The organism is Halovalidus salilacus, from assembly GCF_031852275.1.
Taxonomy (GTDB): domain Archaea; phylum Halobacteriota; class Halobacteria; order Halobacteriales; family Natrialbaceae; genus Halovalidus; species Halovalidus salilacus.
The window spans coordinates 1,902,913-1,927,804 of the sequence record NZ_CP134700.1 but is presented as its reverse complement, the minus strand read 5'-3'; the positions used below and the strand labels follow the sequence as shown (position 1 = coordinate 1,927,804).

Below are 24,892 nucleotides of genomic sequence, written 5' to 3'. Positions count from 1 at the left end.
CTCCGACGCGGTGGACACCATCACGTTCGCCGGGGGTTGACCAGGTGCGACACGGAGTACCGCACCGATGTCGACTATCGACACCGATTCTGATCCGACCGCCGACGACTGCCGGCTGTACACGGACGTCCACCGGGGAGCCGACACCATCGCCGAGAGTATCCGCTCGCTCGTCGTCGAGCCGCTCGACAAAGCCCGGTACGAGCAGGCGCCCGGCCACGCGCTGAACCAGACGCTCCCGGACAAGCAGGACGAGTTCGAGTTCGAAGTCAACGGCATCGGCGCGCTCGTCCTGCCCGACCGCCGCGAGATCGTCAACCACTCCTACAAGGGGGAGGCGATCACGGGAAACGCGATCACCGACGCGCCCGACGACTACCGGTCGTTTTGCGACGACGCCGAGCGGGCGTGGGCGGAGACGTTCGGCGAGTGGCGGTACATGTCCCACCAACCCGACCACCCGTCCCGTTCCCGCTTCTCAGAGGCCGACATTCGCACCGTGCTCGACGCGTTCGAGGAGACGCACGCGCGAATCCTCGAGCGGGCCGACCTCGAATTGGTCGGGCACGCCGCCGCGAACGATTACTTCGGCCTTCTCGCGGAGATCTTTGAGACGAACGTCAAGGAGATCATATCGCCAGGCTGCACCGACCTCTCGACCATCCGCGACAATGACGGCGTCGAAGTCCCGTGCAACGACGGCCTGATCGCCGTCCTGCGCCCCCTCGTCGACGGCAACGACGGCGACCCCGTCCGGGGGTGCGTCGTCGGTTACGACGACACGCCGGTCGGCATCTTCGCGCACGTGATCGACGTGACGAACCTCTCGCCGACGCAGACCACGACGTCGGACGTGATGAGTTTCGACGGCGAGATCGACCCGTTCAACCCGCTGGCGGAACTTGCGGTCGACGACGGGGAGTGCGTCCGCCTACAGGGCGACCTGCGCGCCGAACGCGTCGGCGAGGTCGACGAGGCGTTCGACGGCGTGACCGTACCCGAGCGGTACGTCCGCGGGCGGAGCACCGACGTTCCCGTCGCCGACATTCTCGACGCGGAGTGACGCACGAGGGCGGCATCGCTCTCGACCGCCGGGTGCGAGATCCGCTGTTGGAATTGCTCGCCCACGTCCACCTCCTGTTCGACCTGTCGTGCGGCCCCGCCGCACAGTACGACCAGTGGGCCGACGTTCCGTACGCCGATGAGCTGGATCTCCGCTTCCGCGACTTCACCACGATCGACAGGCGCGACGCCACCGTCCGGGCGCGCGAAGAGGTGCGCTGGACGCTCGAACGGTACCTCGCCGCGCGCGAAATGTGCGTCGATAGAGGTCGCGCGCAACACGCCCGCCGAGGCGGAGGCCGCCATCGACGTGCCGCGACAGGTCAACCTGCCCGTGGACAGCCACTTCGTGATGGTCAAGGACGGCTACGCGCCGGACGTGGAGACGACGCCCGTCCCCGTGGCCGTCCACGGGGAGACGACGTTCCACATCCTTCACGACGAGCACAACACGGTCAACATCACGATCCACCCCGGCGTCTATCGGTTCACGCTCCTGCCGCGCGGCCTGCGCCCGCCGGCGGAGTGGCCCGAGTGGCCCGAACCGTAGCCGCCCATCTCTCCGACAGCTGGTGGATCTTCCCGAGCAAACGATGGACCATCGGTTTTCTGCGCAGGTATACTCGTCGAGTGTGGCGGGCGGGACGGATCCGCCCGCGCCTCTCCTCACCGCCCTACTCGCCGCCGTCGTAGACGTCTTCATCCGCCTCGCCATCGACGTCGATCTCGGCGATTGCGCCCCGGTGGACCACCCGTGAGAGCGCGTGATCGACGATCTTGACCGGGCCGGGGACGGGGAACTCCATCTCGCCCGCCGTCACCGTGCCCGGGGCGACCGGCGTGGTCTCGACGTTGCGTGCTGGCTCGCTCTCGAGGTCACCGTCGCGGTAGAGACGGCTCCAGACGTTGCCGATCGGGTGCCACGCACTCGTGAGGTTCGGCCCGCCGTTGGCGAAGTAGACGCGGGCGGTCTCGCCCGTCTCCGCGTCGAGGCTGCCGCGGGCATCCTCGGTGAACGCGGCGGCCTCGCCGTTGAACAGGACGTACGTCGGGTCTTCCGCCTTCATCGCGTCGATGTCTATGGAGTGGTGGCCCTCTTCGCCGGGTTCGCCGTCGGTGTAGAGTTCGTGCTGGCCGAGGTAGAACTCCCGATCGACTTCGGGCAGCCCTTCCTCGGGCTCGACGAGGATCGCGCCGAACATCCCACTGGTGATGTGCGTGTCCATGTCCGGGACCGCACAGTGGTAGATGAACACGCCGGGGTACTCGGCCGTGAAGCTGACCTCGGCGGCGTCGTCGCCCGGGTCGAGCGTGGTGTCCACCGCCGCCCCGCCTGGGCCGTAGACGGCGTGGAAGTCGACGTTGTGCTGGAACGCGTTTGCGTCTTCGGGCACCTCGAACGTGAGGTTCACCCGGTCACCCTCGCGGACGCGAACCATCGGCCCGGGCACCTGTCCTTCGTACGTCATGAATTCGTACGTGACGCCCGGTTCGACCTCGGCAGTCAGTTCCTCGGTCCGGAACGTGAGGTCGTGTTCGCGTGGCTCCGACCAATCGACGGGATCGGGAACGTCGGTCGGATCCGCCGCGATCCGGTCGACGTCGAGTGTCTCCGCCTTCGGCAGGCCGTCCTCGCTACTTTCGTCGCTGCTCTCGTCGCTCCGATTCTCGTTCGTGTCGCCGCCCGATTCGTCACCGCCGACGCAACCGGCGACTGCGACAGCGCCGGCCGCACCGACCGTCTGGAGGAACCGTCGTCGATGTGCAGTGTTTCGGGTCATCGTCCTACACTCGGATAGAGGGCAAACATACGTTCAATAAGAGCGATGATTCTCGGGAAGTTGCAATCGGACGGCTAGATACCGGCATATCGTGGGCAGTTATGTGCCCGTACGGTGCCGCAATCGCGAGAACGGAATCGATCGTCGCTCGAGGTCGGCTATCCGGCGACCACGAGCGTCTCGAGGACGATCGCGACGAGGATCGCGCCCAGGTAGTAGTTCGAGACGTAGAACGAGCGCAGCGCGACCTCGTCGGTCGGCCGGCGGTACTGTCGGATGACGGAGCGGAGGAAGACGGCCCCGAGGGCGATCGACGTCGTCGCGTAGACGAGGCCGAGGCCGGCCAGCCAGCCGAGGACGCTCACGGCGAGGAGCGTCGCCCCCAGGTAGAAGGCGACGTGTCGGCGCGCGGCCAGCACCCCCTCGACGACGGGGAACATCGGGAAGCCCCCGCGCGCGTAATCCTCACGATACGCGATCGCGAGGCTGTAGAAGTGAGCGGGCGTCCACAGGAAGATCACCGCGGCGAGGGCGATCGCGGGTACTCCGACGTCGCCGGTGACCGCCGCCCAGCCGATCACCGCGGGAAGCGCCCCCGCGCCCCCGCCGAGGACCGTGTTCCAGGCCGTGTTGGGTTTCAGCACGACCGTATAGAGCGCGGCGTAGTAGACGATCGCGGCGAGGGTCAGCGCAGCCGCCAGGACGTTCGTCCAGACCACGAGGACGGCCATCGACGCGACGGTGAGCGCGACGCCGAACGCCAGCGCGTTCCGCGCCGGTACGAGGTCGTGGACCAGCGGCCGGTCCGCGGTTCGGTTCATCCGTCGGTCGCGGTCGCGCTCGTAGACGTGGTTGAACGTCCCGCTCGCGCCGATCGCGAGGACGCCGCCGGCCAGCGTCGCGGCGACGGTCGTCGGCTCGAGCGTCGCCCCCGTGAGCGTCGCCAGCCCCATCCCGGCGACCGCGACGAGGCAGAGCAACCACATCAGCCGCGGTTTGGTGAGCGTCAGGTAAGCGCGCGCCGTCCGCTCCAGGCGGGCGATGCGGCCGTCCGATCGCTCGGCCGAGACGCCGGTACCGTCTCCGTCGACGACGTCGGCGGCGTCCGAAACGGGGGGAGTCGGTTCGAACGGGTCCTCTTGCATCGATCGGGCGCGCGTGCCGTCCTCGAGCGTCCGGACGAGCGCCGCGAGGAGACAGGCGAAGATGACCATCGCGAGGACGAGGTGGACCCCGTCCAGGGCTGCGGGGCCGCCGACCACGATGGCGGCTCCGAGAACGACCTGTACGGGAAAGAGGAGCAGCGCCAGGCCGACGAGGCCGGCGACGCGGCGGCCGACGTCAGCCCGGCGGACGGCGAGCCCCGACGCGATGACGAGGAGCCCGGTCACGAGCGCCGCCGCGCGGTGTCCCCAGAAGAGGAGCGTCCCACCGGCGAGCGAGGCGACCGTTTCGTCGGTCGCACAGCTCGGCCACGTCGCACACGTCGCCGCGCCGTCGGTGGTCGAGACGGCGGTCCCGAGGGCGACGAGGACGTAGGCCGCGATGGTGGTCGTCGCGAGCAGGTCCGCGAACCGCCGTCGCTCGCGTTCGTCGATCATCCGTCTGTACCCCGTTCGTCAGTCATCCGTCTGTACTCCGTTCGTCGGTCATCCGGTGCTCCGTTCGTCGATCATCGTTCGACTGCAATCGCGCTCGTGGTGGGGAGTAGCTGTGGCGGGGTCCCCCGCCCCGGTGGTAGTTCTCGTTCGAGCGTCGCCGACGGCTCGATTCGTGCGACCCTACTCGAGCCAGATGACGGTCACGACCTCCTCGTCGAGTTCGACCGTCTCGTACGCGTAACCGCGATCATCGAGTTTCGGGTAGAGGAACTGCGGTGCGCGGTCGTTGCGCTGGACGAGCACCGTCTCGTCGGGCAGGTCGACGAGCCGCTCGAGGGTGCGCTGCAGCGGCTCCGGCGGTCCGAGCGACCGGACGTCGAGCGTCTCGGTCGGTCGATCCCTGGGAGCGGCAGTTCGCTCGATCGCGGAGGTGGGAGTCTGCATGGGTACGCGTTGGGTCGGCGGTCGCCTATCTCTCCTCCCGGACGTGTTCGGATCTGGGGGAGTGCGTCGGGTCGGGTCGGCGAGGACGACGACCCCCTCGTCGGTTCACTCCTCGCGCTTCGGGAACTTCGCGACGAACTTCTGGGGTTCGACCCGTTCGACCTCGTACCCGTCGACGTCGAAGCTCTCAACCTCGGCCTGGAACTCGTAGAACAGCGGCTTCGGCTCGTGATCGTTGACGATCGTCAGCGTCTCGCCGGGCTCGAGTTCGTCGAACGCGTCGTGGATCGTGGGGTGTCTGTTTACGGGCGGAATTTCTCTGACGTCGAGTGTCGTCATACGAGCTATCGTCGGGGCCCCGCCCGCTTGCCTATTCGTCCGAACACGTTCGGCGGGTGCGGCGACGGGCCAAAATCCTCGCTCGTTCAGGCCGTCGCGGCGCGGAGCCGTTCGGGGACGACGAACCGCTCGAGGATGAATGCGACTGCGGCGTATCCCCCCACCCGGGCCCACGCGGCGCCGTCGTACGACGCCACCCGAGTGACGCTCTGGAGGGCGAGAATCGCGACGAGGAGTGCGCACAGAAGCGATCGATTTCGGAGGGCGTCCAGGGACGTCATACATAATGTGGATCAACTTACAACAAATGGGTTCGGATCGGTCGCACCGGGATCGAATGGGGCGAGCGGGAGGATCATTCCCGGCCGGGAATCCCGTTGTACGCTAATTCATCCCATCCCGCCCTATCGATCCACAATTCTCACCGTATTCCATCCCAACCCGTTTCGTTTCATCCGGCTCGTCTCCCGTCGCTTCGCCTGCCGTCGTACGGTGCTCGTTCGCCGGATCGTCGATCCCCTCACGCCCTCTCGATGTGGACGTGCCACACGTCGTCGCGCTGCTCGCTCTCGAAGGCGAATCCGCGGGCCTCGAGCACCTCGTACAGGGGTTTGGGCTCGAAGGGCGCGACGAGGCGGAGCCGCTCGTCGGACTCGAGCGACGAGAGGGCTGCCATGATGTCTTCGAACGGCGGACCGTCGATGTCGCGGACGTCGAGCGTCTTGTCGGGTCGCGTGGTTGCCATCGGTTCGCCGTTCGACGCTTGGAGGGTTGGCTATTCGGCCGAACGGGTTCGCTCCGCTCGAGTGCACCGCGGTGCCGGCGGTGGTCTTCCCACCGGGTGGGAACGAGGCGAACATATTCGTGGCCACGGGCATATATTCCCGACCAGAACGTGTTCGTATGGCCCAGGCTACACTCACCGTCACGATGCCGGAGCAGGTGTGGATCCAGCAGATCTCCACCGCTCACCCCGACGCGACGTTCAGGGTCCTCGCCGCCGTTCCCGGCGCTAAATCGGGGTTCGCCCTCGTCAGGATCACCGGCCCCGACGTGGCCGCCGTGATCGAGGACATGAACGACCACCCCCAGCTGACGGAGATCACGCTCGCCCAGTGGAGCGACAACGAGGCGACGGTTCACTTCGAAACGACGGCGCCCCTGCTCATGTTCTCCTCTCGGGATTCCGGGATGCCGATCGAACTCCCCGTCGAGATCCGCGACGGCGAGGCGACCATCGAGGTGACCGGCTCGCGCGAGCGCCTGGCCGAACTCGCCGAGCAGCTCACCAACTTCGGGCTCCAGTATCGGATCGAGCACGTCCGCGAGCGCCTCCACGAGAGCCAGTTGCTCTCTGACCGCCAACTCGAGGTCGTGGTGGCGGCCGTCGAGCAGGGGTACTACGACACGCCCCGGCGGAGCTCCCTCACGGAACTCGCCGAGCACCTCGGCATCGCGAAGTCGACCTGCAGTGAAACACTCCACCGCGCCGAGGAGGCGATCATCAAGCGGTTCGTCGAGGACGTTCCCGGACTCGACGACGAAAAGCCGCTCGAGGAGCAACTCGCGAGCGACTGAGCGAGAAGGCCGTGAGCGATAACGCGTCGGGTGGTCCGTTCACCCCTCTCGAGACGCCAGCACCAGCAGCGCCGTCGTCGTCTCGAGCGCCTCCGGCGAGATGTCTTGGGCTCCGTCGAACCGAACGACCTCGCCCGCCCGCACCTCCCGTTCGTCCTCGCCGAGCGTCACGGAGAGTCGTCCCTCGAGAACGTGCAGGACGACCACCCGATCCGGGTGCTGGTGCGGTGCGACGGCGTCGCCGGCCTCGAGCGACAGTTTCACCGTCGGCGGTTCGTCGAACAGGCGAGCGTGGGGGCGACCGTCGACCGACGCCAGGTCCTGTTGCTCGGTCGACACGCGTTCGGATGATGGAGTCGTCATACGACCGAACGTCGACCGCGTCGCTGGGAGGACGTTTGCCCGAACCGGTTCGGGAGAACGGGTTGGATTTCGCCGTCGACGATTGCGATCTAGTGCTCGAGGGAAAACCCCGGTGCGAGTCGCCCTCGCCGTCGTCATTCCGTGATCGAGGAGTGCGCCGGCCGCGCGCGAACCGTCCGTACGGTGCTATTCGGTATCGCGGTAGGAGCATCTGCTATGAACATTTCGATATTCGGCCGCTACCGCGGTGGAAAGCGGCCGTTTGTGCCGGTGCAGTCGTTCGCGTCGGGCGACGACGCTAAATGAATATGCGAACATGATCGGTTCAATTCTCACGGGTTGGAAATCGCCTGCAGTCTTCAAACTCGTCTAGTGGTGAATCGGGGGTAGAGGTTCCACAGATGACTGTATTCAATTACGTGGTGACACGTCGCTCCGCCACGTCGAACCGGGGAGGTGTTCTAACCGGATGAGTGCGGACGACGAACTCTTCCCGGACGAGGGATCGTTCCACCCGCTCGGCGAGGAGTGGGAGTCGGAACTCGAGGGGATGCTCGACGAGACCGAGTACGACACGCAACTCGGAATCGACATGGCTCGCGACGCGATGCGAGTCACCGCGGGCGAACTCTCCGAGGCCGAGTTCCACGCGAAGTACCACGAGGACGTTCTCGACGAGTTCGGGGTCGACGACCGACCGACGGCGGCGGCGCTCGAGGAACTCGAGGAGGACGAAGGCGGACTCGTCGACGCGCTGAAGAACTTCGACGGCGACGGCGAGATGGACCGCCGCGAAGTGATGAAAAAGATGGGCGTCGCCGGCGCCGCGCTCGGACTCGGCGGCTGGGCCGCCACCGACGACTCACAGCCGGACGTCGGCGCCGCGGCCGAATCCGAAGAGGACGAGGGCACCCAGTGGGGGATGGCCATCGACCTCGAGCGCTGCGACGGCTGTCTCTCGTGCGTTCAGGGGTGTGCCGAAGAGAACGGTCTCGACCCGGGCGTCAACTGGATGTACGTCATGGCCTGGGAGGACGAGAACACCGAAACGCCCGAGGACCCCTCGGTCGGCGAGTACAACTTACTCGTGCGGCCGTGCCAGCACTGTACGGACGCGCCGTGTGAGAAGGTGTGTCCGACGACGGCCCGACACACGCGGAACAAAGACGGCCTCGTCCTGACCGACTACGACGTCTGTATCGGCTGTCGGTACTGCATGGTCGCCTGCCCCTACGGCGTCAACTACTTCGCCTGGGACGACCCGGACATTCCGGAAGAGGATATCCCCGACGACCACATCTACGTCGAAGAGAGCGAAGAGTCGGGAGAACGACGCCTCGACAGCCGCGCCCCGCGCGGCGTCATGAGCAAGTGTACGATGTGCCCCTCCCGACAGGACGGTCAGATGGGCGACGACATGGTCGCCACGACCGCCTGCGAGGAGGCGTGCGCGGATATGGGGATGAACGTCATCCACTTCGGCGATCTCAACGACCCCGAGAGCAAGCCGAACCGCTACCTCGACGCGCGCAGAGAGCAAGCTCGAGAAGACGGTAACGACGTCGACGGTCTGGACGGAGAAGATTACGCCGAGAGTTCGACCGCAGAGGGCAACCTCTCGACGTTCAGGCTGCTCGAGCACATCGGAACGGGCCCGAACGTGATCTACATCGGCGACGAGCCCGGCGCTGAAGCCGAACAGGTCGACGGTCCGACGGCTTACGAGGACCTCACGGCCGAGTACGAGGGTGAGAACAAAACGTACGAGTGGGACCTCGTCGACAACCGCAAGGAAGTGCTCGACGAGGGAACCGTCGGAGGTGCCTGACCATGAGTACGAAGTTACCAACCGAAGCGGACATCCTCCGTCCCATCCAGAACACGTCGAAGAAGTACTTCATCCTGTTCGGGGCGGCGGCCCTGGCGCTCGGGATCTTCCTCGTCGGCTGGATGTACCAGCTGTCGGAGGGCATGATCGTCACCGGCCTCAGCGACTGGGGGAGCAGCGGCGGTTCCCCGTGGGGCGTCTACATCGGCGCGTTCATCTGGTGGGTCGGCATCGCTCACGGGGGGATCATCCTCTCGGCCGCGGTCCGACTCCTCGGCATGGACCGATACATGCCGGTGGCGCGCCTCGCGGAACTGCTCACGATCGGCGGCCTCTCCGCGGCCGGTTTCTACATTATCGTCCACATGGGCCGGCCCGACCGCATGGTCACGAGCGTGCTCGGTCACTACCACATCACGGTGAACAACTCGCCGCTGGTGTGGGACGTTACCGTCATCACCGCCTACTTCGTGCTGACGGCGACCTACCTCTCGCTGACCATCAGATACGACATCACGCGGCTTCGTGACGAACTTCCCGACCGGTTCGAGCCGTTCTACAAGTTCATGACGATCGGCTACACCGAGAAGGAAGACGAGGTCATAGAGCGGATGGTCTGGTGGATCGCGCTGGCGATCATCATCATGGCCCCGCTGTTGCTCCACGGTGGCGTCATCCCGTGGCTCTTCTCGCTGATCCCCACCATGCCCGCCTGGGCCGGGGCGATCCAGGGGCCCCAGTTCCTCACCATCGCCCTCACGTCGGCCATCAGCGGCGTGATCATCCTCTCGTACGCCTTCCGCTGGGCGTACGACTGGGATCACATCATCACCGACGACGTCTTCCGCGGCCTCACCCTCTGGCTGGGCTTCTTCAGCCTGCTGTTCATCTGGCTGCAGCTTCACCAGGTGATCGACGGCTCGTTCCTCGCCACGGCCTCGAAGACGCACGCGACCGAGGCGAAGGTGTCGAACCCGTTCTACCTCATCCCGATCGCGACCGTCACCGGCGTGCTGGCGTACATCTTCGCCCAGGCGATCCGACCGTCGCTGTTCTCGAAGAAGCGCGCGATAGCCATCAGCTTCCTGGTGTTGGGCTCGACGCTGGTCGAGAAGACGTTCTTCGTCGTCGAAGGCCTCTTGCACCCGGAGTTCTCCATGTACGAGGCCGTCCCCGGGGTGTACGTCCCGAGCCTCATCGAATTCTCCTCGATCCTCGGCACGGTCGGCCTCGTGACGTTGATGTTCCTCGTCGTCGCGAAGGTGATCCCCGTGGTCGAACTGCACGCGGTCGAACACATGCAGGAGGGCCACGGCCCCGGCCACGAATCGACCCGCGAATCCGCCACCAAACCGGAGGTGTCCCATGATTAACATCGCATCCCTCTCGACGCTGGCAGCGCTCGGACCCGAACTGCTGTACCACAACTACGGCGGGTCGGAAGGATGGACCGGCTTCCCCCAGCTGGGAACGTTCCTGATCTTCGTGGTCATCCTGATGCCCGTCTACGTCATGGTGGTCGCGTGGTTCCTGGGCCGCCCCAAGGACAACAAGACCGGCCTGCTCGGCGTGAGTTACCTCGTCGGCATCACGACGAGCATGTGGGGATCGATGCTCATCCTGACGATCATCCTGGGCCTGGTCTTCTTCGGCGGTCTCCCGGGACAGTAGCGTACCGAACCGACCTCGACATTTTTCGCGTCGAAGGAGCCTCGAACGAGCCGTCGAGCGGCCGCGTTCGGTTCACTCCACTCGAGGAGCGCCACCGTCACGCGTCTCTCGACGGCGAGAGCGGGCGAACGAGATCCGAGAGCGGGCGAACGACGTTCGCCGACGATTGCAAGGGGGTCCTTGATGGAGGTCGCTTCGGACTGTATACGCAATGAGCACGAAGTTGCCAACCGAGGAGGACATTCTTCGACCCCTTCACCAGACGTCGAAGAAGTTCTACCTCCTGTTCGGGGCGGCGGCCCTGGCGCTCGGGATCTTCCTCGTCGGCTGGGGGTACCAGTTGTGGGAGGGGATGATCGTCACCGGCCTCGGCGACTGGGGGAGCGGTGGCGGCTCGACGTGGGGCGTCTACATCGGCCTGTTCATCTGGTGGGTCGGCATCGCTCACGGGGGGATCATCCTCTCGGCGGCAGTCCGACTCCTCGGCATGGATCGGTACATGCCGGTGGCGCGCCTCGCGGAACTGCTCACGATCGGCGGCCTCTCCGCGGCCGGCTTCTTCATCATCGTCCACCTGGGTCGACCGGATCGGATGGTCACGAGCGTGGCCGGCCACTACCACATCACGGTGAACAACTCGCCGCTGGTGTGGGACGTCACCGTCATCACCGCCTACTTCGTCCTGACGGCGACCTACCTCTCGCTGACCATCAGGTACGACGTCACCCACCTACGGGACCAGCTACCGGATCGGCTCGAGCCGATCTACAAGGTCATGACGATCGGCTACACCGAGAAGGAAAACGAGGTCGTCGAGCGGATGGTGTGGTGGATTGCGCTGGCGATCATCATCATGGCCCCGCTGTTGCTCCACGGCGGCGTCATCCCGTGGCTCTTCTCGCTGATCCCCACCATGCCCGCCTGGGCCGGGGCGATCCAGGGCCCACAGTTCCTGACTATCGCCCTCACGTCGGCCATCAGCGGCGTGATCATCCTCTCCTATGCCTTCCGCTGGGCGTACGACTGGGACCACATCATCACCGACGACGTATTCCGCGGCCTCACCCTCTGGCTGGGCTTCTTCAGCCTGTTGTTCGTCTGGCTGCAACTCCACCAGGTGATCGACGGCTCGTTCCTCAATTCGGTCACGAAGACGCACGCGACCGAGGCGAAGGTGTCGAACCCGTTCTACCTCATCCCGATCGGAACGGTCACCGGCGTGCTCGCGTACATCTTCGCACAAACGATCCGACCGTCGCTGTTCTCGAAGAAACGCGCGCTCGCGATAAGCTTCCTGGTGTTGCTCTCGACGATGACCGAGAAGACGCTGTTCGTCGTCGAGGGCCTCGAGCACCCGATGTTCGACATCTACCGGGCGATCCCCGGGGTGTACGTCCCGAGCCTCATCGAATTCTCCTCGATCCTCGGCACGGTCGGAATGGTGACGCTGATGTTCCTCGTCGTCGCGAAGGTGATCCCCGTGGTCGAACTGCACGCGGTCGAACACATGCGCGAAGGCCACGGTCCAGGGCCGCGGCGGGCCGAAGAGCCCACGACCGGATCGGAGGTGACCGACGATTAACACCACGACGCTCGTCTCGATCGCGCTGTACGCGAACGAACTGCTCTACCACGGCTACGAGGGGACCGAAGACTGGACGGGCGCGCCCAACGTGGGGACGTTCCTGATCTTCGGGGTCATCCTGTTGCCCCCGTACGTCATGGTGATCGCGTGGTTCCTCGGCAGGCCGCGGGACAAGAACACGGGCCTGCTCGGGGTAACCTACCTCGTCGGCATCATCGTGAGCATGTGGGGATCGATGCTCATCCTGACGGTCCTCCTGGGCCTGGTCTTCTTCGGCGAGATTCCCGGGAAGTGAATTGTCGGCGGTCGATCAGCGGCCGCTCGACCGCCCACGAACCGATTCTCGAACCACCACATGTATCCCGTTCGGAGCCCTGACTGACGAGTAACGCACGTTCACCATGAGTATTACAGAACACGAACTCGAGATCGAACTCGAGACGGTCGAGGATCCGGAACTCGGCGAGGACATCGTCACGCTCGGCCTCGTCAACGACGTCACGATCGAGGACGAGACCGCGACCATCTCGCTCGCGTTCAACGCGCCGTACGCGCCCCGGGAGTTGGATCTCGGCAACGCGATCCGCGACGTCGTCGAGGGCGCCGGACTCGAACCGGACCTCCGGGCCAGCGTCGGCCCCGAACACGGGTTCGACGACGACGTCCTCCCGAACGTCCGGAACATCATCGCCGTCTCCTCCGGGAAGGGCGGCGTCGGGAAGACGACGGTCGCCGCGAACCTCGCCGCCGGCCTCGAAGCCCGCGGTGCAACGGTCGGCCTCCTCGACGCCGACATTCACGGCCCCAACGTCCCGCGCATCCTCCCCGTCGAGGGCGACCCGGGCGTGACGCCCGAGGAAACGCTGGTCCCCCCGCGCTCCGACGGCGTCCGCGTCATGAGTATGGGGATCATGCTCCAGAACGAGGACGATCCGGCGATGCTCCGCGGCCCGATGGTCAACAAGTTCATGATGAAGTTCATGGACGACGTCGAGTGGGGCCGCCTCGACTACCTCATCGTCGACCTTCCGCCGGGGACCGGCGACGCCTCGCTGAACCTCCTCCAGACGATGCCCGTCACGGGCGCGATCGTCGTCACGACGCCCCAGGACATGGCGCTCGACGACACCCGGAAGGGGATCAAGATGTTCAACCGCCACGACACGCCGCTGATCGGCGTCGTCGAGAACATGAGCACGTTCCTCTGTCCGTCCTGCGGCGACGAGCACGACCTCTTCGGCGACCACGGCGCGGACGGGATCGTCGAGGACTTCGACGTTCCCCTGATCAAGCGCATTCCGCTGCACTCCGACTTCGGCGCCGACGGCAGCGACGGCCCGGTCGCGAAGGACGACGACAGCCCGGTCAAACCGGTGATCGACGACCTCGTCGAGATCGCCGCCGACCGGATCAGCGAGATCAACCGCCGCACGGTGGCCGCGAACGTCGGCGACGAGGCCGTGGCGGTCCCGACCGAGTCGGACAACTGACGACCGTTTCGGACGCGCCGACTGTCTTGACTGCCCGCATCGAGTTTCGGATCCGACCCCGCGAGTTTCGACGTCCTCCCTCGGCGGTCACCCTCGGCTCGAGCGCGAGTCGATTTCTCACGGCTATTTTCGGGACCTGCCCTCTAGTCACCGCGAGCTTTCGACGGCGGAAAATCGGCGACGGTCGTGAGCGATCGGCTCAGAGACGCGATTCGACGTACTTCGTGACGTGATCGCCGATCCGGCGCTTGTAGCCGGCCCGCCTCGCCAGCCGATCGAGCTCTCGAGCGACCAGGCTGCCGTACTGGACGGCCTTCTTCTCCCTGCCGGCGACCGACTCGGGGAGGTGGGCGCTCGCGATCCGTCGCAGGGCCCGTTTTCGCTCCGCCTCGTCGGCGAGCAGGTCGCTCGGCAGTCGGAGCGCCGGGTCGACGACGGCGTCGTGGAGGAAGGGGGCGACCGGTTCGACGCCGGCCGCGCGGATCGCGAGCACGTCCCGCGGAAGTTGCTCGGGGAGGGTTTCGATCTGCTCGCGGACGGCGCCGCGAACCGAGTCGGCCTCCACGCGGTGGTCCAGGTGGACGACCTTCTCGTAGCCCCCGAACAGTTCGTCCGCCCCCTGACCGATGGCGAGCGCGTCTCGGCCGTCCGCGGCGGCGCGTTCGGCGACGAGGTACAGCGGGAGGGCGATTCCGACGTCCATCGCGTTCGTCCGCCCGATGGCGCGGGCGACCGTCGGGACCGCCCGCTCGAGGGCATCGAGATCGAGGGTGACGACGGTGAGGTCGTCCGCCCGACCCATCGCCTCGGCCGCCTCGCGGGCGGCTTCGACGTCGGCGCTCCCCGGAAAGCCGACGACGTACAGCGGCGCGTCGAGGAGTTCGCCGACGATCGCGGAGTCGACGCCGCCGGAGAACGCCACCGCCACGTCGTCGTGGGCGGACCGCGCGTCCGCGATCGCGCTCTCGATACCCCGTTCGAGATCCTCGAGGAGGGCGCTTCGATCCGCCTCCTCGCACGATCCGTCGGATTCCGACGGTTCCGCGGCGTCGGGTTCCGGAAGCGACCAGAGCCGCTGGGCTCCCGACGCGTCGATCGCACACCCCGCCGGGACGAGTTCGGGGTCCTCGAGTCGCGTCGGTTCGAACGCCCACGTCTCCGGGGGCAGGCCGCCGGCTTCGTCGACGGCTACCGCGTCGGCCTCGACGTACAGCGGTTCTCGACCGAGCACGTCGCGGACGAGGCGACCGTCGAGGAAGCCGGCGAAGCCGCTCGTTCCGGGGAGCGGATCGCGGCACTCGATCGCCGCCCGGACCGTCTCCGGATCGGCGCCGCGGAGGTCGGACGAAACCTCGACGGTCATCGAAACAACCCCGTGAGGTGTCCCCTGATCCGGCGCGTGACGCCGCCGCCGAACTGGCGGAAGCTGATGTGCCAGGGGGTTCGCTTTCCCTCGACCGAGGTTCGGCCCTCGGAGATGGCCTCGAGGACGCTCTCGACGGAGCGCTCGTCGGCGTCGACGCGCGTGACCGCCTGACCGACCATCTCGCTGATGTGGGCGTCGCTGCCGGCGGTCATCGGCAGACCGTTCCGGCGGGCGAACCGCTCGGCCTGTCGGTTCGCCCGGCCGGTGAACAGCCGCGAGTTGTACACCTCGATCGCGTCCCCGAGGGCGAGTTGCTCGCGCGTGATCCGGGCCATCACGCCGTGGCGGGCCTCCTGAAACGGGTGGGGAATCACGGCCAGTCCGCCCTGCTCGTGGATCCGGTCTACGGTCTCCTCGTAGGAAAGTCCCGGCGGGACGGCCTCCTCGAGGCCCATCCCCAGCACGTGGCCCGCCTTGCTCGAGATTTCCATCGCGGGGATGCCCACGAGGTCGTACTCGGGCGCGAGGTCGGCGGCCTCGAGGCTCGCGTCGATCTCGTCGTGATCGGTGATCGCGATGGCGTCGAGGCCGACGGCGCTGGCCTGTTCCAGTATGAGTTCGACCGGGTCGCGACCGTCGTACGACAGCGACGAGTGGGCGTGGAGTTCGACCGACAGCACGGGTGACAATTGTCGCGGACTGAAGAAAAATACCCCGATACGCGGCGTGGTGCCCGGTCGTCTCCGTCGGCGGCTGAAGTCGAAGCGCTCGGACGCGACCCGGTTTGTGCACGTCCGTGCACATAGAAACCCCTTTAGGACCCACGGACCACCATTGACGTGAATGAGCCTTGCCGATTCGGACCGCGAACTCGTCGTCTCCGAGCTGGGGCGGGAGCCCACGCCCGCCGAGGCGGCGCTGTTCGAGAACCTCTGGAGCGAACACTGCGCGTACCGCTCCTCGAGACCCCTGCTGTCGGCGTTCGAGAGCGAGGGCGAGCGGGTCGTCGTCGGACCGGGGGACGACGCGGCGGTCGTCGCCCTTCCGAACGAGAACGGAGACGCTTCGTCGGCTGGCGCCGACTCCGATCGCGCCAGCGGGCGCGCAGACGAAACCGTCTACATCACGATGGGGATCGAGAGCCACAACCACCCCTCCTACGTCGACCCGTTCGACGGCGCGGCGACGGGCGTCGGCGGTATCGTCCGGGACACGCTGTCGATGGGCGCCTATCCCATCGCGCTCGCCGACTCGCTGTACTTCGGCGAGTTCGACCGCGAGCACTCGAAGTACCTCTTCGAGGGCGTCGTCGAGGGGATCAGCCACTACGGCAACTGTATCGGCGTTCCGACCGTGGCGGGCAGCGTCGACTTCCACCCCGACTACGAGGGGAACCCGCTGGTGAACGTCGCCTGCGTCGGCCTCCTCACCGAGGACCGCCTCGTCACCGCCGAAGCCCAGGAGCCCGGAAACAAGCTGGTCCTCGTCGGCAACGCCACCGGTCGCGACGGACTGGGCGGCGCCAGCTTCGCCAGCGAGGACTTAGCGGAGGACGCAGAGACGGAGGACCGCCCCGCGGTCCAGGTCGGCGACCCCTACGCCGAGAAGCTCCTCATCGAGGCCAACGAGCAACTCGTCGACGAGGGGCTGATCGAATCGGCCCGCGACCTCGGCGCGGCGGGCCTCGGCGGCGCCTCGAGCGAGATGGTCGCCAAGGGTTCCCTCGGCGCACGCATCGAACTCGAGCGGGTCCACCAGCGCGAGCCGAACATGAGCCCGCTCGAGATCCTGCTCGCGGAGTCCCAAGAGCGGATGTGCTACGAGGTGAAACCGGAGAACGTCGACCGGGTCCGCGAGATCGCCGAGCGGTTCGACCTGGGCTGTTCGGTCATCGGCGAGGTCACCGACGGCAACTACGTCTGCACGTTCGAGGGGAGCGAGGCGCGAAGCGCCTCGGATGACTCGAGCGGCGAGCAGCGTGAGCCGCGAGAGCGCGAGACCGTCGTCGACGTCGACGCGTACTTCCTCGGCGAGGGCGCGCCGATGAACGACCTCGAGACCGAACCGCAGCCCGAACCCGAGACGGATCTGCCCGACGTGGACCTCGAGGAGGCCCTCGAGACGGTGATCTCGAGTCCGAACACCGCCTCGAAGCGGTGGGTCTACCGCCAGTACGACCACGAGGTCGGGGTGCGCACGAGCGTCCCGCCGGGCGACGACGCCGCCATCGTCGCGATTCGAGAGTGCGGCGTCGGTCTGGCCATCTCCTCGGGCGCGGCGCCGAACTGGACGAGCGCGGCCCCGAAGGAGGGTGCGAAGGCGGTCGCCCTCGAGAACGCGACCAACCTCGCGGTCAAGGGGGCGACGCCGCTGGCCGCCGTCGACTGCCTCAACGGCGGGAATCCGGAGAAGCCCGAGGTGTACGACGGTTTCAAAGGGATCGTCGACGGGCTGGCCGAGATGTGCGCGGAACTCTCAGCGCCGGTCGTCGGCGGCAACGTCTCGCTGTACAACGACTCCGTCTCGGGGCCGATCCCGCCGACGCCGACGCTCGCGCTCGTCGGGACGAAGGCGGGCTACGACGCCCCGCCGCCGTCGGTCGAACCGGACCACGACGCGACGCTCCTGCTCGTCGGCGATCGCGCCCTCGAGTCCGGCGAGTTCCGCCTCGGGGGTTCGGAGTACCTCGCTCTGTTCGGCGGCAGCGATCGGTTCCCCGCCCTGCCGGAAAATCCCGCGCACCTGATCGAGACGCTCGCGGCCGTCGCGAACGACGAGGCCACGCTCGCGACCCACGACGTCAGCCACGGCGGCCTCGCCGTCGCCCTGGCCGAGATGGTCACGGAGGACGCGGGCCTCGAGGTCTCGCTCCCCGCCGACGATCCGACGGGCACCCTCTTCCACGAACAGCCCGGACGCGCCCTGATTCAGACCGCCGACCCCGAGGGCGTTCGGGAGGCGTTCGACGGCGTCGCGCCCGTCGCGGACCTCGGCGCGGCGACGGACGACGGATCGCTCCGCCTGTCGTTCGCGGGCGACGCGCACGCCGAGACGATCGAACTCGAAGCCGCGACGATCGAGAACTTGCGACGAACGATCGAGCGCGAACTCGAGTGAGGAGTTCGGTCGAGCGCGGCGCTTTTCGGCGCGCGTCGCGTTCGCCGGGTGGTGAAACGCGAGTCACAGGTGAGGAACGACGGTTCCGCTGGCTTCGTCGGCATTCGGGCGAGGAAGCCGTACTGTTAACCCGACATCTTGATATACTTTCGCGCCGAGCGGTAGCACGAAACTCCGTACCCCGCGAGGAAGGAGGATACTACCCGATGACCGTCGACCCCCCGTCAGTGCTGATCGTCGAGGACGAGCCCGACCTGGCGAACCTGTACGCCGCCTGGCTCGAGGAGCGGTGCGTCGTCGAAACCGCCTACGACGGCGAGCAGGCGCTCGAGGCGATCGACGAGGAGATCGACGTCGTCCTCCTGGACCGCCGGATGCCGGGACTGTCGGGTGACACGGTGCTGGATACGATTCGCGAGCGCTGCCTCGACTGCCGGGTGGCGATGGTCACCGCGGTCGAACCCGACTTCGACATCATCGGCATGGGGTTCGACGACTACCTCGTCAAGCCCGTCTCGAAGGCGGAACTGTTCGAGGTGATCGACCAACTCGTCCTGCGGTCGACCTACGACGAACAGCTGCTCGAGTTCTTCGCGCTCGCCTCGAAGAAGGCGCTGCTCGACGCCCAGAAGTCGGACGCGGAGCTGAAAACGAACCAGGAGTACGCCGAACTCGAGGATCGCCTCGCCGTCCGCCGCGTCCAGATCGACGAGACGATGGACGAGTTGCTCGAGCAGAAGAGCTACCGACAGCTCTGTCAGGACATCACTCGCGAATCGCTTCTGACGGAGTGAGCGAGATCGAATCGCCCTCGGTACCCCCGGTGTTCGGTGCGGACGCGCCCGATCCGTGCCCCCCGTTAGGTCTCCGATTCTGACGGTCCGTTCGCCGACCAAAACAGGGAGAACCCGATTCCGACGCCGATCTCGACGCCGACGGCCGGAAGAAGGACTTCGCGCGAGGGGTCTCCGAAACCGACGGTTCCGGTCGTCGGTCGAGACCGGGAATGGACCGAGCAGATCGCATCCGATCCGTCACGGTTCCGGCTCGAGCGTCGTCACGTCCTTGAGTTCGGTCTTCGTCCCGCCGCGGTCGCCCACGGCGACGTCGACCGACCAGTCGTGGGCCTCCGCGATCGCCCTGACGAGGGCGAGGCCGAGACCGTCGGCGACCGGATCGGAACGCGAACCGTCGGCGTCTCGGTCGGGTTCCCGGTCGGCATCGCCCTCCGCGCCGGGGTGGATCGTCGCCGCGTCGTCGAGCAGGTAGAACCCTCGAGCGCCTCGCGACCGTAGCGGTCCGTCGAAGCCGAGCAGTCCGACCTGAACGGTGACGGGTGCGTCCTCGTCGGCGCGCGCACCGACGTCGTCGAAGAGGGTCTCGAGGAGGTGTGCGAACCGATCTGGATCGGCCCTGAGCGTCGCCGGCTCCTCCACGACGAGGGAGACGCGGTCACGCTCGAGCGTGGACGCCTCGATCGCCTCCTCGAGCGCGGACTCGAGGTCGATCCGTGCGCGCGGGCCGACGGCGGTGGCGTTGCGGGCGAACTCCCGGATGTCGTCGACGAGTCGCTCGGTCCGGTCGAGCGTCGTCTCGACCGCGTCCTCGGCGAGGGGGAACTCCCACTCGTCGGCGGCCCCGTCGTCCTCGAGCGCGTCGGCCACGGCGTCGAGTTGATCCTTGAGGTCGTTCGAGAGAACCTCCGCGACGGCCTCGAGGCGTTCGGTCTGGCGCTCGAGCTGGGACGTCCGCTCCCTGAGGACGCGCTCCTGTTCGGCGCGGTCGAGCGCCGCGGTGGTGTTCTCCACGAGCGTCGAGACGAGTTCGACGTCGGTTTCGTCGAACCGCTCGGCCTCGACGGAGCCGGTCATGAGGACCCCGTGGGTGCCGATGGGCGCGATTATCTCCGATCGGATCGGCGTGTCGGGGTTGTACACCCCCTCGAGGGACTCGTCGTGGAGGTCGTCGTAGCGCTCGACGTCGCCGGACTCGAAGACCTCCCAGATGAGTCCCTCGCCGGGGTTGAACCGGGGGAGGCCGCCGAACTCGTCGTGTGCGCCGGCGGTCCCCGCCACGGGTTCGAGGTAGCCGTGTTCGTCCTCGAGCAACCAGATGCCGCTGATGGGGAGGTCGAGCAGTTCGCTCCCGGCGTGGACGGCGATGGCGCAGATCTCCTGGGGGTCGTCCGACTGGAGGAGCCACCGGGTGAGTTCGTGCATCGAGGTGACGACGCGCTCGTACTCGTAGCGCTCGGTGAGATCGCGCAGGATGGCGGCGACGGTCGCCGTCTCGTCCTCCACGGGGACGACCTGTAGTTCACCGACGCGGTCGTCGCCAGCCGCGTCGGTGTACGAGACCGTCACCCGCCGGTACACCGCGTTCCCGATGTCGACGTCGGCGATCGCTCGCCCGATGTCGATGGCCTCCTCGGCTTCGATCGACGCCAGTTCGGGGACGATCTCGACGTGTTCTCCGAGGAGGTCGCGGCGATCGGCGCCGAGGATCCGTTCCATCGAGTCGTTGACCGCGACGATTTCGGTCCGGCGGTCGAGCACGACCACGCCGTCGTGGATCGCCTCGACGACGGCCGCGTGCTGGGCGAGGCGTCGTTCCTGCGTTTTGCGATCGGTGACGTCCCGCATGAACACCGAGAGCCCGGACGCGGAGGGGTACGCGCGGGCTTCGAACCACGTCTCGAGGTGGGTGTGATAGACCTCGAACGAGACGGGGACCTGCTCGTCCATCGCGCGGTAGAAGCCGTCGGGAAACTGCGTTTCGACGGTCTCGGGGAACTCGTCCCACATGACGCGGCCGAGCAGCTCCGAGCGCGAGTGCTCGAAGAGCGTTTCCGCGCGGTCGTTGAGGTACGTGAAGCGAAAGTCCGTATCGAGCGCGAAGAACGCGTCGGTGACGCGATCGACGATCGGGGTCGGCCGCCCGGTCACGGGCGCTCACCCGGCGACCGCGGCGGCACGATCCCCGTCTCGAGCCCGGGGCGACGCGCGACAGGGCTACTCATCGGTTGTTCCTACCGTGGGTTCGCAAACGGTGTATTTCAGTGTCGCGGCCGACGGCGGTCGTACCGGTCACTCGAGCGTCACTACCGTTCCGAACCCGCGTTCGGTCGCCCGTTCGAAGACGTGCTCTGCGGTCGCGGCGTCGAGGACCGCCGTTCCGACGCTCTCGAGGACGATCACCTCGTCACGCGACCGACGTCCGCGCCCTTCCGCGACCGCCGCGCCGAACGGTACCGGATCGACGTCGGCGTAGCCCCGCAGGTCGCCGGTCTCGACGGCTTCCTCGGGGACGTCGGCGAAAACGCGACCAGCGCGCTCGAGGGTCGTCTCGTCCAACTCGCGCATCTCGGGCGAGTAGGCCCCGATTGCGATCACGAGCGCACCCTCCGCCAGCGCATCGCCCGGGAACACCGCTTCCGTGCTCGTCGTCGCGGTCACCACGACCTCGGCTCCGACGACGGCCTCGCGGGGGGTCGCGACCGCCTCTACGGGAACGTCGAGCTCCGCCTCGAGTTCGGCCGCGCACTCGACGCGCGAGTCGCTGGGAGAGAACACCCGGATCGACTCGAGGGCGGAGCCGACGGACGCGGCGATTGCCCGGGCCTGCCAGCGGGCCTGGGTTCCCGCGCCGATCACGGCGACCTCGAGCGGGCCGTCGACGGCGAGTTCGCTGACGGCCAGTCCGCCGATGCAGCCGGTTCGGGCGTTCGTGATCCGGGTGCCCGCGAGGTAGCCGACCGGTCGCCCCGTCTCGGCGTCGGCGAGGGCGATCTGCGCCGCGACGGTCGGCAGGTCGCGCTCCCGGTTCCCCTCGAACACGCTCACGAGTTTCGTCGCGGCGTAGTCGGCGCCGTGGACGTACGCCGGCATGCAGAGGCCGGTTCCGAGGGAGTCGTCGGACCCGTCCGGATCGAGCCCCCGCCCGATCGGATAGTGCGGACGGGCGGGTCGTTCGACCTCCCCGCGGTGCTGCTTCGCGAACGCCTCGGCGACGACCGGCAGCAGCGCCTCGAGGTCGAGCACCGAGGCGACGTCCTCGTCGGAGAGTAGGCGAACCATACCACGAGGGACGTCGAACGGCCACTTCAGTGGTGCGACGGAGGCGGATCGACCCCCCTCGTCGACGGTACGAGGAGAGTTGAGTGTGGGCGTATTTGAGTTCGGACGTGGTACCACCCCGCATGAGGGCCGTCATCGTCGGCGGCGGCATCGTCGGCACCGCGATCGCCTCCCGACTGGGCGAGACCGACCGCGAGGTGACGCTACTCGAGCGCTCTCGCATCGGGCGCGAGACGACCGCCGCCTCCGCCGGCATCGTGATGCAGACGGCGGTCGAACCGGAGCCGCTGGAGTTGCGCCTGCGCGAGCGCGGACGGTCGGTCTACCGACGACTGTTCGAGGACGACTCGCTCGAGTGGGAGCGAACGGGCGCGCTCTACGTCGCGGAAACGGAGGCGTTCGCGGAGCGACTCCGACGGTCGGCGGAGACGCTCGAGGACCGCGGCGTCGAGGCGTCGTACCTGCCGGCGGACGACCTCGAGCGGTTCGGCCTCGAACCGGGCGGGTTCGTCGGCGCGCTCCACACCCCGAACGATCGGGTCTGCGATCCCACCGCGGTCGCCGAGTGGTTCGCGACCTGCGCTCGACGGTGCGGCGTCGACGTTCGGACCGGCGTCTCGGTTACCGACGTCGCGCTCGGCCCCGACGGGTCGGTCTCGGCCGTGGAGACGACCGAGGGGCCGCTCGAGGCGGATCGAGTGATCAACGCGACGGGGCCGTGGGCGCCGATCCTGAACGAACGGGCCGGCGTCTCGCTCCCGCTCTGTCACACCCGCGGACCGATGGCCGCGCTGGAGACCGACGCCCCGGTCGAGAGTCCGGTGACCATCCTCGAGTCGAAGCGGTACGTGCGCCCGACTCGAGGGGTGGACGCGGCTGTGCCGGGCGAATGCTCGAGCCTCGCGTCGGACGACGGCTCGGGCGACGCGTCCGGGGCGTGGATCGGCGAGTACCTGACCGAGTACGTCGAGGGACAGCTGTACGATCCGGCCGACCTCCGCACCTCGAGGGAGTTCGCCGGGTCCGCCTCTGACCTCGCAGACGTCGTTCCGGCGCTCGAGGGTGGGTCGCTCGTCGACGAGTGGATCGGCCTCCGAACCGTCACGCCCGACGGCCTCCCGCTAATCGGCGAAACGAACGTCGACGGCTACCTGGTCGCCTGCGGAATGACGGGACAGGGGGTTACGATCGCGCCGGCGGTCGCGGACGTCATTGCCCGCCTGCTCGATGGGGACCTCGAAGACGAGACCCGAGATCGACTCGCGCCCGAGCGGTTCTGATCGGCGCCGGTCGAACGTGGAGGGAGCGTCGGGTCGGGCGTTCGCCGGGTTCAGAAGTGGTGACCCAGGTAGACCGCCGCCTCCGGAAACAGGGTCTCGAGCGTCGACGTGGTCTCCGGGCCGTGGGTCTCGAGCCGGCCGGTCCGCTCGAGGTCGCTCGCTGTCCGAGCGCCGACGACGAGTTGGGAGAGCGCGGCCACGTCGAGTCGGGCGTCGACGCTCGCGCTCGTGTCGGGATCGGCGTCTCCGAGGCCGACGAGTCGCTCGCACGTCGCACGTCCGTCCGCCACCGAGAGCTCGAACGTCGCGTCGTTCCACTCGACCAGGGGGTCCTCCACGGCGAGGGTGAGGTTCGCGTCCATCGGCGGGTAGGAGAGCGCGGACAGCGTCTCCGCCGCATCGACGAGCCTGACCATCGGGCCCGTCTCGAGGGCCGTTTCGACCTCGTCGGGGTCGCGGACGGTTTCCCGAATCGGGAGGTCCTCGGGGACCCGGAAGCGGACGCGTTCGACCTGCGGGTCGTGATCGGCGCAGAACGCCAATAGCGCCAGGAGAGCGTCGTGGTCGACGGCGACCAGTTCGGAGACGGCCATCGTCCGCCCCCGTCGCGTCTCGTCTCCCGACCGATCTTCGATTTCGTAGACGAGGTACCCCCGCACGTCCCCGTCACGCTCGTACGCGTAGACGAACGGCGCGGTTCCGTGGCCGTCGAAGATCCGGTGGCGCCACCACGCTTCGTCGCGCTCGAGCGAGATGGCGTACCGATCGCGGTGGGCCACGTACGCGGCCTCGAGTGTCGAGAAATCGCGGGCCTCGAGGCGGCGGAAGCGCCCGTCCTCGCGATCGTACTCCTCGCGCGCGAACGACAGGACGGACGGATCGCACTCGTGGATCGCGAGGCGGTTCGCCGTCTCCCAGCCGTACCGTCGGTAGAAGGCGTACCCGAACGGCCAGAGGATCGAAACCAGGCTGCCGCGCTCCCGGTACTCCTCGAGCGATCGCTCGAGCAACCGGGCGACGTACCCGCGCCGCCGGTATTCGGGCGGCGTCGCGACCGACGCGAGTCCGGCCGCGGGATGGTCCTCGCCGCGCACGCGCGCCTCGAGCCAGTAGTGGCGGCAGACGCAGCGCGGGACGTCGTCCGCCTCGACGTACAGCCCCCGGCGCTCTCCGAGGCGCGTCCGCCGGGTCTCGTGTTCGTTCGGGTCGTAGGCGACGGGGCCGTCCCCGGGGCTGAACGCGTAACTCCGGTACTCGTGAAACGCCGCCGGGTCGTCCTCGAGCGGGCGATAGTCGGTCATACCACCTACC

24 protein-coding genes are annotated in these 24,892 nt (G+C 67.5%); 12 read left to right on the top strand and 12 right to left on the bottom strand.

Translation table 11 applies throughout. The annotated features are described in order from the left end of the window. Positions 1-67 precede the first annotated feature (67 nt). Together RJT68_RS09520 and RJT68_RS09515 are read left to right on the top strand one after the other, a co-directional pair. Complete coding sequence (locus RJT68_RS09520) at positions 68-1,063, top strand: hypothetical protein (protein WP_407040120.1); 996 nt, start codon at positions 68-70, stop codon at positions 1,061-1,063. A 333-nt stretch (positions 1,064-1,396) separates the two neighbouring features. Beyond that, on the top strand, positions 1,397-1,612 hold the full coding sequence (locus RJT68_RS09515) for a hypothetical protein (RefSeq protein ID WP_407040119.1): 216 nt from the start codon (positions 1,397-1,399) through the stop codon (positions 1,610-1,612). A gap of 124 nt (positions 1,613-1,736) precedes the next feature. On the opposite strand, the gene nirK is transcribed toward RJT68_RS09515, so the two are convergent. The 6 genes from nirK to RJT68_RS09485 all read right to left on the bottom strand — a co-directional run bounded on the left by nirK (position 1,737) and on the right by RJT68_RS09485 (position 5,972). Next, positions 1,737-2,843 (bottom strand): copper-containing nitrite reductase, encoded by a 1,107-nt coding sequence (gene nirK, locus RJT68_RS09510; protein ID WP_407040118.1) that lies wholly within the window; start codon positions 2,841-2,843, stop codon positions 1,737-1,739. Positions 2,844-3,001: 158 nt separating this feature from the next. Next, complete coding sequence (gene cyoE, locus RJT68_RS09505) at positions 3,002-4,444, bottom strand: heme o synthase (RefSeq protein ID WP_407040117.1); 1,443 nt, start codon at positions 4,442-4,444, stop codon at positions 3,002-3,004. A gap of 180 nt (positions 4,445-4,624) precedes the next feature. Beyond that, positions 4,625-4,888 carry a DUF2249 domain-containing protein gene (locus tag RJT68_RS09500; RefSeq protein WP_407040116.1) on the bottom strand — a complete coding sequence of 88 codons (264 nt, stop codon included), beginning with the start codon at positions 4,886-4,888 and terminating at the stop codon, positions 4,625-4,627. A gap of 105 nt (positions 4,889-4,993) precedes the next feature. Next, entirely contained in the window at positions 4,994-5,227 is a 234-nt protein-coding gene (locus RJT68_RS09495) for a DUF2249 domain-containing protein (protein WP_407040115.1), read from the bottom strand. An 86-nt stretch (positions 5,228-5,313) separates the two neighbouring features. Then, positions 5,314-5,508, bottom strand: coding sequence for a hypothetical protein (locus RJT68_RS09490; protein WP_407040114.1), 195 nt, complete (start codon positions 5,506-5,508; stop codon positions 5,314-5,316). A gap of 239 nt (positions 5,509-5,747) precedes the next feature. After that, positions 5,748-5,972, bottom strand: a complete 225-nt coding sequence (locus RJT68_RS09485) for a DUF2249 domain-containing protein (protein WP_407040113.1) — start codon at positions 5,970-5,972, stop codon at positions 5,748-5,750. A 158-nt stretch (positions 5,973-6,130) separates the two neighbouring features. On the opposite strand from RJT68_RS09485, the gene RJT68_RS09480 reads away from it, so the two are divergent. After that, positions 6,131-6,805, top strand: coding sequence for a helix-turn-helix domain-containing protein (locus RJT68_RS09480; protein WP_407040112.1), 675 nt, complete (start codon positions 6,131-6,133; stop codon positions 6,803-6,805). 39 nt (positions 6,806-6,844) lie between these two features. Here RJT68_RS09480 and RJT68_RS09475 read toward each other — a convergent pair whose 3' ends face one another. Beyond that, complete coding sequence (locus RJT68_RS09475; protein WP_407040111.1) at positions 6,845-7,168, bottom strand: cupin domain-containing protein; 324 nt, start codon at positions 7,166-7,168, stop codon at positions 6,845-6,847. A gap of 469 nt (positions 7,169-7,637) precedes the next feature. Here RJT68_RS09475 and RJT68_RS09470 point away from each other — a divergent pair, with 469 nt between their 5' ends. The 6 genes from RJT68_RS09470 to RJT68_RS09445 all read left to right on the top strand — a co-directional run bounded on the left by RJT68_RS09470 (position 7,638) and on the right by RJT68_RS09445 (position 13,742). Continuing rightward, complete coding sequence (locus RJT68_RS09470) at positions 7,638-8,996, top strand: 4Fe-4S ferredoxin N-terminal domain-containing protein (protein WP_407040110.1); 1,359 nt, start codon at positions 7,638-7,640, stop codon at positions 8,994-8,996. Positions 8,997-8,998: 2 nt separating this feature from the next. Beyond that, on the top strand, positions 8,999-10,369 hold the full coding sequence (gene nrfD, locus RJT68_RS09465) for an NrfD/PsrC family molybdoenzyme membrane anchor subunit (RefSeq protein WP_407040109.1): 1,371 nt from the start codon (positions 8,999-9,001) through the stop codon (positions 10,367-10,369). Continuing rightward, on the top strand, positions 10,362-10,667 hold the full coding sequence (locus RJT68_RS09460) for a hypothetical protein (RefSeq protein WP_407040108.1): 306 nt from the start codon (positions 10,362-10,364) through the stop codon (positions 10,665-10,667). The genes nrfD (RJT68_RS09465) and RJT68_RS09460 overlap by 8 nt, the downstream gene beginning before the upstream one ends. 211 nt (positions 10,668-10,878) lie before the next feature. Next, complete coding sequence (gene nrfD / locus RJT68_RS09455) at positions 10,879-12,249, top strand: NrfD/PsrC family molybdoenzyme membrane anchor subunit (RefSeq protein ID WP_407040107.1); 1,371 nt, start codon at positions 10,879-10,881, stop codon at positions 12,247-12,249. Positions 12,250-12,268: 19 nt separating this feature from the next. Then, positions 12,269-12,547: a hypothetical protein gene (locus RJT68_RS09450; RefSeq protein ID WP_407040352.1), complete on the top strand. Its 279-nt coding sequence runs from the start codon at positions 12,269-12,271 to the stop codon at positions 12,545-12,547. A 106-nt stretch (positions 12,548-12,653) separates the two neighbouring features. Further along, complete coding sequence (locus RJT68_RS09445; RefSeq protein ID WP_407040106.1) at positions 12,654-13,742, top strand: Mrp/NBP35 family ATP-binding protein; 1,089 nt, start codon at positions 12,654-12,656, stop codon at positions 13,740-13,742. Between the two features lie 199 nt (positions 13,743-13,941). Here RJT68_RS09445 and RJT68_RS09440 read toward each other — a convergent pair whose 3' ends face one another. Both RJT68_RS09440 and RJT68_RS09435 read right to left on the bottom strand, forming a co-directional pair. Next, positions 13,942-15,105, bottom strand: coding sequence for an asparagine synthase C-terminal domain-containing protein (locus tag RJT68_RS09440; protein WP_407040105.1), 1,164 nt, complete (start codon positions 15,103-15,105; stop codon positions 13,942-13,944). Further along, positions 15,102-15,788, bottom strand: coding sequence for a PHP domain-containing protein (locus RJT68_RS09435; protein WP_407040104.1), 687 nt, complete (start codon positions 15,786-15,788; stop codon positions 15,102-15,104). The genes RJT68_RS09440 and RJT68_RS09435 overlap by 4 nt, the downstream gene beginning before the upstream one ends. 163 nt (positions 15,789-15,951) lie before the next feature. Between RJT68_RS09435 and purL the strand changes: the two genes are divergently transcribed. Further along, positions 15,952-18,225 (top strand): phosphoribosylformylglycinamidine synthase subunit PurL, encoded by a 2,274-nt coding sequence (gene purL, locus RJT68_RS09430; protein ID WP_407040103.1) that lies wholly within the window; start codon positions 15,952-15,954, stop codon positions 18,223-18,225. Between the two features lie 206 nt (positions 18,226-18,431). Next, on the top strand, positions 18,432-19,019 hold the full coding sequence (locus RJT68_RS09425) for a response regulator transcription factor (protein ID WP_407040102.1): 588 nt from the start codon (positions 18,432-18,434) through the stop codon (positions 19,017-19,019). Positions 19,020-19,259: 240 nt separating this feature from the next. On the opposite strand, the gene RJT68_RS09420 is transcribed toward RJT68_RS09425, so the two are convergent. Then, positions 19,260-21,170: a PAS domain-containing sensor histidine kinase gene (locus RJT68_RS09420; RefSeq protein WP_407040101.1), complete on the bottom strand. Its 1,911-nt coding sequence runs from the start codon at positions 21,168-21,170 to the stop codon at positions 19,260-19,262. A gap of 141 nt (positions 21,171-21,311) precedes the next feature. Then, on the bottom strand, positions 21,312-22,301 hold the full coding sequence (locus tag RJT68_RS09415) for an ornithine cyclodeaminase family protein (RefSeq protein WP_407040100.1): 990 nt from the start codon (positions 22,299-22,301) through the stop codon (positions 21,312-21,314). Positions 22,302-22,423: 122 nt separating this feature from the next. Between RJT68_RS09415 and RJT68_RS09410 the strand changes: the two genes are divergently transcribed. Then, positions 22,424-23,581, top strand: a complete 1,158-nt coding sequence (locus RJT68_RS09410) for an NAD(P)/FAD-dependent oxidoreductase (RefSeq protein WP_407040099.1) — start codon at positions 22,424-22,426, stop codon at positions 23,579-23,581. A 50-nt stretch (positions 23,582-23,631) separates the two neighbouring features. Here RJT68_RS09410 and RJT68_RS09405 read toward each other — a convergent pair whose 3' ends face one another. Next, positions 23,632-24,882 carry a GNAT family N-acetyltransferase gene (locus tag RJT68_RS09405; RefSeq protein WP_407040098.1) on the bottom strand — a complete coding sequence of 417 codons (1,251 nt, stop codon included), beginning with the start codon at positions 24,880-24,882 and terminating at the stop codon, positions 23,632-23,634. Between the last annotated feature and the right edge of the window lie 10 nt (positions 24,883-24,892).